The sequence below is a fragment of the Kitasatospora sp. NPDC127067 genome (assembly GCF_042724755.1).
Lineage (GTDB): Bacteria > Actinomycetota > Actinomycetes > Streptomycetales > Streptomycetaceae > Kitasatospora > Kitasatospora lactacystinica.
This window is the reverse complement of sequence record NZ_JBHXEM010000004.1, coordinates 116,051-127,776: the sequence shown is the minus strand read 5'-3', so window position 1 is coordinate 127,776 and position 11,726 is coordinate 116,051. Positions and strand designations below refer to the sequence as shown.

Below are 11,726 nucleotides of genomic sequence, written 5' to 3'. Positions count from 1 at the left end.
GGGTGATGCTAACTCCCCCCACTAATAGGGGCGCAAATTATGGGGGGGCCGCTACCGGGGGGGCCGCCCACCCTGGTCGGGGGGGCGCCCCCCCCCCGTTCTGTCCCGCAGCCGCTCGGAGCCTGCGTCGCCGCAGGCCGGGGCCGGTGCTAGCGGTAGTTCACGTACTGGAGCGCGAAGTCCAGGTCCTTGCCCTTGAGCAGGGCCTGCACGGCCTGGAGGTCGTCGCGGCTCTTCGAGCTGACGCGCAGCTCGTCGCCCTGGACCTGCGCCTTGACGCCCTTCGGGCCCTCGTCACGGATGATCTTCGCGACCTTCTTCGCGTCCTCCGTGGTGATGCCCTCCTTGACGTTGGCGAAGATCTTGTACTCCTTGCCGGACAGCTGCGGCTCGCCGGCGTCCAGAGCCTTCAGCGACAGGCCGCGCTTGATGAACTTGGTCTGCAGGACGTCGAGGATGGCGCGCACGCGCTCCTCGCCGTTCGCCTTCATCTCGATCTTCTCGGCGGTGCGGCTGATCTCGCCGCCGACGCCCTTGAAGTCGAAGCGCGTCGCGATCTCACGGGAGGTCTGGTTGATCGCGTTGTCGACCTCCTGCCACTCGACCTTCGAGACGATGTCGAAACTGGAGTCGGCCATGGGTGTTGGTCTCCTTGATGCTCTGGCTTCACTGGCACGGCCCGCCCTCGCGGGCGTCCGGAGTCCCAGCCTATCCAGCGCCACACCTGCCCCGCCCGTACCGCCCGCCCGCGGTTCCTTGATCATTGCGTGATCTATCGAGTGGCGGAGCACCCCCCGGCATCGGGTATGGTTTACCAAGTCGAACGGGGTGAACACCCCGGGAAACGAAGATCCTGGCTGGTTGCCCGAGCGGCCAAAGGGAGCAGACTGTAAATCTGTCGCGCAAGCTACGCAGGTTCGAACCCTGCACCAGCCACAGGATGGAGAAACAGCCCCCGATCTGCGGAAACGCGGATCGGGGGCTGTTTCGTTGTGTCCAGGTGGTTCCGTGGGGGCGGGGCCGGCCGGGCTACTTATTGCACATTGCTTGCAATTACGGGTGGCAGGCAGCAGAGTGGGGCCCGGGGGTGGGAGTCCTTCGACAGAGCTGATCGTCTTCCCAGCCGGCGACCGCCGGGACAACGGCTCGCCCCACCCCCGCCAACAGCCACCGGACGGGGCCGCGCGGCGCGGCGCGGCCGCCGCGTCAAGGGCGCGTCAAGGCCGCTCGTGGCGGCGTCAGGAACGCGTAGGGCCCGCCGGGGCGGCGGGTGCGCGGACCGCAGGATCGGACCAACTACCGACTGCGGAGGTCCGTCCGATGTCCAGCGCCACCACCACCCCGGCCGTCACGGCCGAACCCGAGCCGCCGGACACCGGTACGGGCGACGAGCGGCACCGGCTCAGCGCGCTCGGCGGGCTGGCCGCGCTCTCGCTGGACGCCATGGCCTCGGTCGCGTACGGGCCGGAGTCGATCGTGCTGGTGCTCGCCGCCGCCGGGGCGTACGGGCTGGGCTTCACGCTGCCGGTCACCGCGGCGATCGCCCTGCTGCTGGCGGTGCTGGTCGCCTCCTACCGGCAGGTGATCGCGGCCTTCCCGGACGGCGGCGGCTCCTACGCGGTGGCCAAGGCGCACCTGGGCCGCCGGACCGCGCTGACCGCGGCCGCCTCGCTGGTCGTCGACTACGTCCTGAACGTCGCGGTCTCGGTCACCGCCGGCGTCGCCGCGCTCACCTCGGCCGTCCCGGGCCTGTACGACGACCGGGTCTGGCTCTGCCTGGGCGTGCTCGCGCTGGTCACCACGGTGAACCTGCGCGGGATCGCCGAGTCGGCACGCTGGTTCATGGCGCCGACCGCCGTCTTCGTGCTCTCCATCCTGGCGATCGTCGTGGTCGGGCTGTTCCGGGACGGCCCGGCCAGCACCGCGGCCGCCGCCGGCCACGCCTCGGCGCTCGCCGAGAACGCCACCGCCGTCGGCGCGCTGCTGCTGCTCAAGGCCTTCGCGGCCGGCTGCTCCGCGCTGACCGGCGTGGAGGCGGTGGCCAACGCCGTCCCCTCCTTCCGCACCCCGCGGGTCAGGCGCGCCCAGCACACCGAGGTCGCGCTCGGCGCCCTGCTCGGCGTGATGCTGATCGGGCTGGCCGTGCTGATCGGCCGCTTCCACCTCCAGCCGGTCGAGGGCGTCACGGTGCTCGCCCAGCTCGCCGACGCCTCGCTCGGCCACGGTTTCGGCTTCTACGTCGTCCAGTTCGCCACCGTGGTGCTGCTCGGGCTCGCCGCCAACACCTCCTTCGGCGGGCTGCCGGTGCTGCTCGACCTGCTCGCCCGGGACAACCACCTCCCGCACGTGTTCGCGCTGCGTGCCGACCGCCAGGTGTACCGGTACGGCGTGCTGTTCCTGGCCGCGGTGTCGGCGGCGCTGCTGGTCGGCTCCGGCGGGGACGTCAACAGCCTGGTGCCGCTGTTCTCCATCGGCGTGTTCGTCGGCTTCACCGTCTGTCAGGTCGGCATGGTCCGGCACTGGCTGCTGCACCGGCCGTCCGGCTGGCGGTGGAAGGCCGTGCTGAACGGTTTCGGCGCGCTGCTCACCGGCGTCGCGGCGCTGGTCGTCACCGGCACCAAGTTCACCGAGGGCGCCTGGGGCATCGTGGTGGCGCTGCCGCTGCTGGTGGTGCTGTTCGAGGCGGTCCACCGCAGCTACGCGCGGATCGGCGAGCGGCTGGAGCTGGGCCGGGTGCCCGGCCCGGTGACCAGGCAGCGCAGCCTGGTCGTCGTCCCGGTGACCGCGATCACCCGGCTGACCCGGGACGGCCTGTCGGCGGCGCTCTCGCTCGGCGACGAGGTGATGGCGGTGACGGTGGTGCACGAGCCGGCCGCCGCGGAGGCGCTGCGCCGGGACTGGGAGCTGTGGCGTCCGGGCGTGCCGCTGGTGGAGATCCCGGACGTCCACCGCCGGCTGGGCCGGCCGATCGCCGACTTCGTCAACGAGCTGGGGGCGGAGCACGCCTACGACCGGCTGACCGTGCTGATCCCCGAGGTGGAGCCGGCCCGCTGGTGGCAGCGGGCGCTGCAGAACCGGCGCGGCGCCGTGATCGACCGTGCCCTGCGGCGGCACACCGACGCGGTGGTCTGCCGGCTGCGCATGCGGATGTGACCAGGAGCGGGGGAGGACGGCCCCGGACGGCAGACCGCCGTCCGGGGCCGCTCCGTTTCCCAGCACGCTCCCGGCACGGTCCCGCCACGTTCCCCGCACGGCGACGCACGGCGACGCCCGACGAGCACCGCCGCCGCACCCCCGTCCGCCCCCGCCGGATCTCGGCCCGATCACGACGGTCTCGGTCCGGTGAAGCGCCCGTCAAGGCCGCGTCAACGTCGCGCCGTCACCCGTATGGAGGGCGTCAGGGCCCCATAACGCGCCCCTGACGGCTGGTTTGCTGCATCTGCCGGTCGTCCGCCGGCGCCGCGCGAGCCCTTCCGGCCCAGGTCGCGGCATCTCCCGAACCACTCTGGTGGAGCCCATGTCCGATCTCATCTACGTCGGTGTCACGGTCGCCGTGTTCGCCGTCATCGCCCTGATCGCGCGGGGGGTGGAGAAGCTGTGAGCGCCGAGAACATCGCTGGTCTGATCGTGGCCGTCGCCCTCGTCGGCTATCTCGTCGTCGCGCTGATCTACCCGGAGAAGTTCTGACATGAGCTCCACTCTCGCGGGCTGGCTCCAGGTCATCGCCCTCGTCGGCGCGCTGGCCCTGTGCTACCGCCCCCTCGGCGACTACATCGCCAAGCTCCTCACGTCCGCCAAGCACCTCGGAGTCGAGCGCGGCATCTACAAGGTGATCGGCGTCGACGGCGACGCCGATCAGCGCTGGCCGGCCTACCTCCGTTCGGTGCTGGCCTTCTCCGCCGTCTCCGTCCTCTTCCTCTACGGCCTGATCCGCCTCCAGGGCTACCTGCTGCTGAACCTGGGTGTTCCGCAGATGGAGGGCCACCAGGCCTGGAACACCGCGATCTCGTTCGTCGCCAACACCAACTGGCAGTCCTACGGCGGCGAGTCCGCGATGGGCCACCTGGCGCAGATGGCGGGCCTGGCGGTGCAGAACTTCGTCTCCGCGGCCGTCGGCATCGCCGTCGTCGCCGCGCTGATCCGGGGCTTCACCCGCAACAGGACGGACCGGGTCGGCAACTTCTGGGTGGACCTCACCCGGATCAGCCTGCGCCTGCTGCTGCCGATCTCGATCGTCTTCGCCCTGGTCCTGGCCGCCAACGGCGTGATCCAGAACTTCCACGGCTTCCACGAGGTCACCAACCTCGCGGGTGACGTCCAGAAGATCCCGGGCGGCCCGGTGGCCTCCCAGGAGGTCATCAAGCTGCTCGGCACCAACGGCGGCGGCTTCTTCAACGCCAACTCGGCGCACCCGTTCGAGAACCCGACCGGCTTCACCAACCTGGTCGAGATCTTCCTGATCCTGCTGATCCCGTTCGCGCTGCCGCGGACCTTCGGCCGGATGGTGGGGGACAACCGCCAGGGCTACGCGATCGTCGCCGTGATGGGCCTGTTCTGGGTCGCCTCGGTGGCCCTGCTGACCTTCGCCGAGTCGCAGCACCAGGGCAGCGCCCTGCAGGCCGCGGGCGCCGCGATGGAGGGCAAGGAGCAGCGCTTCGGCATCGCCGCCAGCTCGCTGTTCGCCGCCTCGACCACGCTGACCTCGACCGGTGCGGTGAACTCCTTCCACGACTCGTACACGCCGTTCGGCGGCGGGCTGACGGTCTTCAACATGATGCTGGGCGAGATCGCGCCCGGCGGTGTGGGCTCCGGCCTGTACGGGATGCTGGTGCTCGCGGTCGTCGCGGTGTTCGTCGCCGGCCTGATGGTCGGCCGCACCCCCGAGTACCTGGGCAAGAAGCTCGGCGGCCGGGAGATGAAGTTCGCCTCGCTGTACATCCTCACCACGCCGACGATCGTGCTGGTCGGCACGGGCGTGGCGATGGCCCTGCCGGGCGAGCGCGCCGGGATGCTCAACTCGGGCGCCCACGGCTTCTCCGAGGTGCTGTACGCCTTCACCTCGGCCGCCAACAACAACGGTTCGGCCTTCGGCGGCATCACCGTCAACACCGACTGGTACGACACCGCGCTCGGTCTGGCGATGATCTTCGGTCGTCTGCTGCCGATCGTCTTCGTCCTGGCGCTGGCCGGCTCGCTCGCCCAGCAGCAGCCGGTCCCGGCCACCCCGGGCACCCTGCCCACCCACAAGCCGCTGTTCGTGGGCCTGCTGTCGGGCGTGATCCTGATCGTCGTCGGCCTCACCTACTTCCCGGCCCTGGCTCTCGGGCCGATCGCGGAAGGTCTGTCCTCCTGATGTCCACCTCTACGCTCAACCCCGCACCGGCCGACAAGTCGGAGCCCGCCGCGCCGCACAGAGTGGCGAGCGGCCTGCTCGACCCGAAGCTGATCCTCGCGTCCCTGCCGGACGCGGTGAAGAAGCTCGACCCCCGGGTGATGATCAAGAACCCGGTGATGTTCGTCGTCGAGGTCGGCTCGGTGGTCACCACGGTCTCCGCGATAGCCGACCCGTCCGTGTTCGCCTGGGCCATCACCGTCTGGCTCTGGCTCACCACGGTGTTCGCCAACCTGGCCGAGGCCGTGGCCGAGGGCCGCGGCAAGGCCCAGGCCGACACCCTGCGCAAGACCAAGACCGAGAGCGTCGCCCGCCGGCTCACCGACTGGCCCGCCACCCGGGCCGAGGAGGAGGTGCCCGGCACCGCGCTGAGGCTCGGCGACCACGTGGTGGTCGAGGCCGGCCAGATCATCCCCGGCGACGGTGACGTGGTCGAGGGCGTCGCCAGCGTCGACGAGTCGGCGATCACCGGCGAGTCCGCGCCCGTCATCCGGGAGTCCGGCGGCGACCGCAGTGCCGTCACCGGCGGCACCAAGGTGCTGTCCGACCGGATCGTGGTGAAGATCGCCTCGGAGCCCGGCAAGTCGTTCATCGACCGGATGATCGCCCTGGTCGAGGGTGCCGCCCGGCAGAAGACGCCGAACGAGATCGCGCTCAACATCCTGCTGGCCTCGCTGACCATCGTCTTCCTGGTCGCGGTCGTGACCCTCCAGCCGATGGCCACCTACGCGGGTGCCCCGCAGTCGATGATCGTCCTGGTCGCCCTGATCGTGGCGCTCATCCCGACCACCATCGGCGCGCTGCTCTCCGCGATCGGCATCGCCGGCATGGACCGGCTGGTGCAGCGCAACGTGCTGGCGATGTCCGGCCGCGCCGTCGAGGCCGCCGGCGACGTCAACACCCTGCTGCTCGACAAGACCGGCACCATCACCCTGGGCAACCGCCAGGCCGCCGAGTTCCTGGCCGCCCCGGGCGTGTCCACCGACGAACTGGCCGGCGCCGCGCAGCTCTCCTCGCTCGCGGACGAGACCCCGGAGGGCCGCTCGATCGTGGTCCTCGCGAAGACCGAGTACGGTCTGCGGGCCCGCGCCCAGGGCGAGCTGACCCACGCCACCTGGGTGCCGTTCACCGCCCAGACCCGGATGTCGGGCATGGACCTGGACGAGGCCGAGGGCGTCCACCAGGTCCGCAAGGGCGCGGCCGGCTCGGTCTCCAACTGGGTGACCGAGAACGGCGGTTCGGTCGGCGACGAGGTCGCCACCCTGGTCGACGGCATCTCCGCGGCCGGTGGCACCCCGCTGGTCGTCGCCACCAAGGTCGGCAGCGGGCCGGCCCGCGTCCTCGGGGTCATCCACCTCAAGGACGTGGTCAAGGAGGGCATGCGGGAGCGCTTCGACGAGCTCCGCCGGATGGGCATCAAGACCATCATGATCACGGGCGACAACCCGCTGACCGCCAAGGCGATCGCGGAGGAGGCCGGCGTGGACGACTTCCTCGCCGAGGCCACGCCCGAGGACAAGATGGCCCTGATCAAGAAGGAGCAGGAGGGCGGCAAGCTGGTCGCGATGACCGGCGACGGCACCAACGACGCCCCCGCGCTCGCCCAGGCCGACGTCGGTGTCGCGATGAACACCGGGACCATGGCGGCCAAGGAGGCCGGCAACATGGTCGACCTGGACTCCAACCCGACCAAGCTGATCGAGATCGTGGAGATCGGCAAGCAGCTGCTGATCACCCGCGGCGCGCTGACCACCTTCTCGATCGCCAACGACGTGGCCAAGTACTTCGCGATCATCCCCGCGATGTTCGCCGGGGTCTACCCGGGCCTGAGCCACCTCAACATCATGGGCCTGCACAGCCCGCAGTCCGCGATCACCTCGGCGATCATCTTCAACGCCCTGGTCATCATCGGCCTGATCCCGCTCGCCCTGCGCGGCGTGCGCTACCGCCCGTCCGACGCCAGCTCGCTGCTGCGCCGCAACATCGGGGTCTACGGCTTCGGCGGCCTGGTGGTGCCGTTCGTCGGCATCAAGCTGATCGACCTGATCGTCCAGTTCATCCCCGGCCTCAGCTGACGCAGGGAAGGAGAGAAAACCATGTCCAAGCCCCTGCCGACCATCCTCCGCACCCATTTCACCGCCCTGCGGGCACTCCTGGTGCTCACCGTGATCCTCGGGATCGCCTACCCCCTGCTGATCACCGGCATCTCCCAGGCCGCCTTCACCGACAAGGCCAACGGCTCGCCCGTGACGTCCGACGGCAAGGAGGTCGGTTCCAGCCTGATCGGCCAGAACTTCAACCTCCCGAAGAAGAACCCGGACGACCCGAAGGAGGAGGCCCGGCCGGACCCGAAGTGGTTCCAGCCCCGCCCCTCCGCGGCCGGGACCGGCTACGACGCCTCCTCCTCCAGCGCCAGCAACCTCGGCCCGAACAGCGAGGACCTGCTGAAGGCCGTCGAGGACCGCCGCGCCGCCGTCGCCGCGTTCGACGGCGTCGACCCGGCGAGCGTCCCGGCCGACGCGCTGACCGCCTCCGGCTCCGGCCTCGACCCGCACATCTCCGTCGCGTACGCCAAGGAGCAGGTCGACCGGGTGGCCGGGAACCGCGGCCTGCCGGTGGAGGCCGTGACCAAGCTGGTCGACGAGTACACCGAGAGCCGCTCGCTCGGCTTCCTCGGCAACGAGGGCGTCAACGTCGTGCTGCTCAACAAGGCGCTCAGCGAGCAGAAGTGACATCACCTCACACAGACGGGTGACCGGGCCGGCCGACCCGCGTCCGCAGACGTGCACCACTTTTCGATGGAAAGAGCTGTGCCCATGGCCCGCGACCTCACCCCCGGCACCGGCAACCGCGGCGGCCGCCTGAGGGTGTACCTCGGCTCCGCGCCGGGGGTCGGCAAGACCTATCGGATGCTGGACGAGGCCCGGCGCAGACAGCAGCGCGGGGCCGACGTCGTGGTCGGGTACATCGAGTGCCACGGTAGACGCCACACCGAGGCCATGCTGGCCGGCCTGGAGGTCCTGCCGCGGGTCCGGCGCGCCTACCGGGACGCCGAGTTCGACGAGATGGACCTCGACGGCGTGCTCGCCCGCCGCCCGTCCGTCGTGCTGGTGGACGAGCTGGCGCACACCAACGTCCCCGGCGGCCGGCACGCCAAGCGGTGGCAGGACGTCGAGGAGATCCTGGCCGCCGGGATCGACGTCATCACCACCGTCAACATCCAGCACCTGGAATCGCTGAACGACGTCGTCCGGAAGATCACCGGCATCCCGCAGCGCGAGACCGTCCCGGACGAGGTGGTCCGCCGGGCCGACCAGATCGAACTCGTCGACATGGCCCCGCAGGCGCTGCGCCGCCGGATGGCCCACGGCAACGTCTACCGGGCGGAGAAGGTGGACGCCGCGCTCTCGAACTACTTCCGGGTCGGCAACCTCACCGCCCTGCGCGAACTCGCCCTGCTCTGGGTGGCCGGGCGGGTGGACGAGGGCCTGCGCGACTACCGGGCCAGCCACAACATCGACCGGGTCTGGGAGACCCGCGAGCGGGTCGTGGTCGCCCTCACCGGCGGCCCCGAGGGCGAGACCCTGATCCGCCGCGCCGCCCGGATCGCCGACCGCACGGCCGGCGGCGAGCTGCTGGCCGTCCACGTCTCCCGCAGCGACGGCCTGGCCGGCGCCTCCTCCGGCGCGCTCGCCCAGCAGCGGCAGCTGGCGGAGGCCCTCGGCGGCAGCTACCACGTGGTGGTCGGCGACGACGTCCCCACCGCGCTGCTCACCTTCGCCCGCGCCCACCACGCCACCCAGCTGGTGCTCGGCACCAGCCGCCGCGGCCGGATCAACCGCTTCCTCACCGGCCCCGGCACCGGGCAGACCACCGTGGACGCCTCCGAGGACATCGACGTCCACATGGTCACCCACGAGTTCACCGGCCGCGGCCGGCTGCCCTCGCTCGGCCGCCGCCACTCCCGGCGCCGCACCTTCGCCGGCTACCTGGCCGGACTGGCGGTGCCCTGGCTGCTCACCGCCCTGCTCTCCCAGGCGCACCACAGCATCAACCTGACCACCGAAGCGCTGATCTTCCAGCTCGGCGTGGTCATCGTCGCCCTGCTCGGCGGAGCCGTGTCGGCCCTGCTGGCCTCGGTCGTCGCCTCGGTGCTGCTGAACTACTACTTCATCCCGCCGATCCACAGTCTGACCATCGGCGAGACCAACAACATCGTCGCCCTGGTGGTCTTCGCCGCCATCGCGCTCACCGTCTCCACCGTGGTCGACCACGCCGGCCGGCTCACCAGCCGGGCCGCCCGCGCCACCGCCGAGGCCGAGACCCTCTCCACCCTGGCGGGCAGCGTGCTGCGAGGCGCCGACGCGCTGCCCGCCCTGCTGGAGAAGTCCCGGACGGCCTTCGGCATGCGGGCCGTCGCCCTGCTCTCGCGGGTCGACGGCGAGGCGCTCGCGCACTGCGCGGGGGACCACCGGGGCGACGGCGACGGGCCGCACGAGACCACCGAGGTCCCGGTCGGCCCGGACGCCGTCCTGGTGCTCACCGGCCGCCGGCTGCCCGCCGCCGACCAGCGGGTGCTGACCGCCTTCGCCGCCCACGTCGCCGCCGCGCTGGAGCGCGACCGGCTGGCCGTGGTCGCCGCCGAGGTCGAGCCGATCAAGGCCGCCGACCGGATGCGCACCGCCCTGCTCGCCGCCGTCAGCCACGACCTGCGCACCCCGCTGGCCGCCGCCCGCGCCTCGGTCGGCTCGCTGCGCAGCCCCGACGTCGAGTTCTCGCCCGAGGACCAGTCCGAACTCCTCGCCACCGCCGACGAGTCGCTGGTCAAGCTCACCCGGCTGGTCGACAACCTGCTCGACATGAGCCGCCTCCAGGCCGGCGCGCTCACCCTGCACCTCACCGAGACCCACCTGGACGAGATCCTGCCCCGGGCGCTGGACAGCCTCCCCGACCCGTACGCACCGGTCCAGCCGCTCGACCTGGAGACCACGCCGCCGGTGCTCGCCGACCCGCCGCTGCTGGAGCGGGTGCTCGCCAACGTGATCACCAACGCGCTGCGGTACAACGCCCCCGGCGCGCCCGTCCTGGTCACCGCCAGCCACCACGCCGACCAGGTCGAGATCCGGGTGATCGACCGCGGCCCCGGCATCGCCCCCGAGGACCGCGACCGGGTCTTCCTGCCCTTCCAGCGCCTCGGCGACACCGACAACACCACCGGCGTCGGCCTCGGCCTCGCCCTCTCCCGGGGCCTCGCCGAGGCGATGGGCGGCAGCCTGGAGGTCGAGGACACCCCGGGTGGAGGCACCACCATGCTGCTCACCCTGCCCGCCGCCACCACCGGGCCCGCCGCCACAGCCCCCGCCACCTCAGACCCCGCCGCCACCGAGCCCGGACACCCCGGGGAGGAATCGCGACATGAGTGAGATCCTGGTCGTCGACGACGAGCCGGCCCTCCTGCGCACCCTGCGGATCAACCTCAGCGCCCGGCAGTACGCCGTCCGCACCGCCGCCAGCGGCGGCGAGGCGCTCGACCGCGCCGCGCACAGCGCCCCGGACGCCGTCCTGCTCGACCTCGGCCTGCCCGACCTCGACGGGATGGACGTGCTGCGCGGCCTGCGCACCCGCAGCGCGATGCCGATCATCGTGCTCTCCGGCCGGACGGACGCCGCCGACAAGGTGGGCGCCCTGGACGCGGGCGCCGACGACTACCTCACCAAGCCGTTCCTGATGGAGGAACTGCTGGCCCGGCTGCGCGCCGTGCTGCGCCGGCCGCCGGGCGGCGTGCCGTCGGGCCGGCCGGTGATCGGCGACCACACCGTGGACCTCGCGGCCACCGCGGTGAACGGACCGAACGGCCCGGTCCGGCTCACCCCGACCGAGTGGCGCATCCTCGCCCTGCTGCTCGCCAACCCCGGGCGGCTGGTGCCCGGGCGGCAGATCCTGCGCGAGGTGTGGGGCCCGGCCCAGGAGGGGCGCGGCAACTACCTGCGGGTCTACTTCGCCGGGCTGCGCCGCAAGCTGGAGCGCGATCCGGCCCGGCCGCGGCACCTGATCACCGAGCCGGGGATCGGGTACCGGTACGTGCCGTGACGGACCGGCGGGCGAGGGCCGGCGCGCCCTCGTCAACGAGCCGTCAAGAGCGCTCCGGTGGACGACAGGAGGGCGTCAAGACCGTCCGGGGGCGGTGTTCCGCGGGCGTAGTGTCGGTGTCGAACGAGCGGCCCGGCTCCGTGTGGGGGAGGCCCGGGTCCGCTCCGGCAGCCGTCCCAGGACGGCCAGCAGGTGGGGGAGGGGGGGCGCGGCGGCGCCGACGCGCCCCCCCAAGGGGGGGTCA

The 11,726-nt window shown here is 71.9% G+C and carries 8 protein-coding genes and 1 tRNA gene; 8 read left to right on the top strand and 1 reads right to left on the bottom strand.

What is annotated here, in order from left to right:
- Positions 1-149: 149 nt before the first annotated feature.
- On the bottom strand, positions 150-638 hold the full coding sequence (locus ACFWJ4_RS03235; RefSeq protein WP_359897561.1) for a YajQ family cyclic di-GMP-binding protein: 489 nt from the start codon (positions 636-638) through the stop codon (positions 150-152).
- A 217-nt stretch (positions 639-855) separates the two neighbouring features.
- Here ACFWJ4_RS03235 and ACFWJ4_RS03230 point away from each other — a divergent pair.
- The 8 genes from ACFWJ4_RS03230 (at position 856) to ACFWJ4_RS03195 (ending at position 11,482) form a co-directional block, all read left to right on the top strand.
- Positions 856-936 (top strand) — tRNA-Tyr (locus tag ACFWJ4_RS03230).
- Positions 937-1,320: 384 nt separating this feature from the next.
- Positions 1,321-3,153: an APC family permease gene (locus ACFWJ4_RS03225; RefSeq protein WP_380538594.1), complete on the top strand. Its 1,833-nt coding sequence runs from the start codon at positions 1,321-1,323 to the stop codon at positions 3,151-3,153.
- Positions 3,154-3,597: 444 nt separating this feature from the next.
- A complete protein-coding gene (kdpF, locus tag ACFWJ4_RS03220) occupies positions 3,598-3,687 on the top strand; it encodes a K(+)-transporting ATPase subunit F (protein WP_097237446.1) in 90 nt (29 codons plus the stop codon).
- A gap of 1 nt (position 3,688) precedes the next feature.
- On the top strand, positions 3,689-5,353 hold the full coding sequence (gene kdpA / locus ACFWJ4_RS03215; RefSeq protein ID WP_359897559.1) for a potassium-transporting ATPase subunit KdpA: 1,665 nt from the start codon (positions 3,689-3,691) through the stop codon (positions 5,351-5,353).
- Positions 5,353-7,467: a potassium-transporting ATPase subunit KdpB gene (kdpB, locus tag ACFWJ4_RS03210; protein WP_380538592.1), complete on the top strand. Its 2,115-nt coding sequence runs from the start codon at positions 5,353-5,355 to the stop codon at positions 7,465-7,467. Before kdpA ends, kdpB begins: the two co-directional genes overlap by 1 nt.
- Before the next feature lie 21 nt (positions 7,468-7,488).
- Positions 7,489-8,124: a potassium-transporting ATPase subunit KdpC gene (gene kdpC, locus ACFWJ4_RS03205; RefSeq protein WP_380538590.1), complete on the top strand. Its 636-nt coding sequence runs from the start codon at positions 7,489-7,491 to the stop codon at positions 8,122-8,124.
- A gap of 84 nt (positions 8,125-8,208) precedes the next feature.
- On the top strand, positions 8,209-10,815 hold the full coding sequence (locus ACFWJ4_RS03200; protein WP_380538588.1) for an ATP-binding protein: 2,607 nt from the start codon (positions 8,209-8,211) through the stop codon (positions 10,813-10,815).
- Positions 10,808-11,482 (top strand): response regulator, encoded by a 675-nt coding sequence (locus ACFWJ4_RS03195; RefSeq protein ID WP_359897555.1) that lies wholly within the window; start codon positions 10,808-10,810, stop codon positions 11,480-11,482. The genes ACFWJ4_RS03200 and ACFWJ4_RS03195 overlap by 8 nt, the downstream gene beginning before the upstream one ends.
- Positions 11,483-11,726: the final 244 nt, after the last annotated feature.

Bases quoted from the DNA above. Each gene is read 5' to 3' on its own strand.
- ACFWJ4_RS03235 (WP_359897561.1), bottom strand. From the start codon at position 638: ATGGCCGACTCCAGTTTCGACATCGTCTCGAAGGTCGAGTGGCAGGAG.
- ACFWJ4_RS03225 (WP_380538594.1), top strand. From the start codon at position 1,321: ATGTCCAGCGCCACCACCACCCCGGCCGTCACGGCCGAACCCGAGCCG.
- kdpA (WP_359897559.1), top strand. From the start codon at position 3,689: ATGAGCTCCACTCTCGCGGGCTGGCTCCAGGTCATCGCCCTCGTCGGC.
- kdpB (WP_380538592.1), top strand. From the start codon at position 5,353: ATGTCCACCTCTACGCTCAACCCCGCACCGGCCGACAAGTCGGAGCCC.
- kdpC (WP_380538590.1), top strand. From the start codon at position 7,489: ATGTCCAAGCCCCTGCCGACCATCCTCCGCACCCATTTCACCGCCCTG.
- ACFWJ4_RS03200 (WP_380538588.1), top strand. From the start codon at position 8,209: ATGGCCCGCGACCTCACCCCCGGCACCGGCAACCGCGGCGGCCGCCTG.
- ACFWJ4_RS03195 (WP_359897555.1), top strand. From the start codon at position 10,808: ATGAGTGAGATCCTGGTCGTCGACGACGAGCCGGCCCTCCTGCGCACC.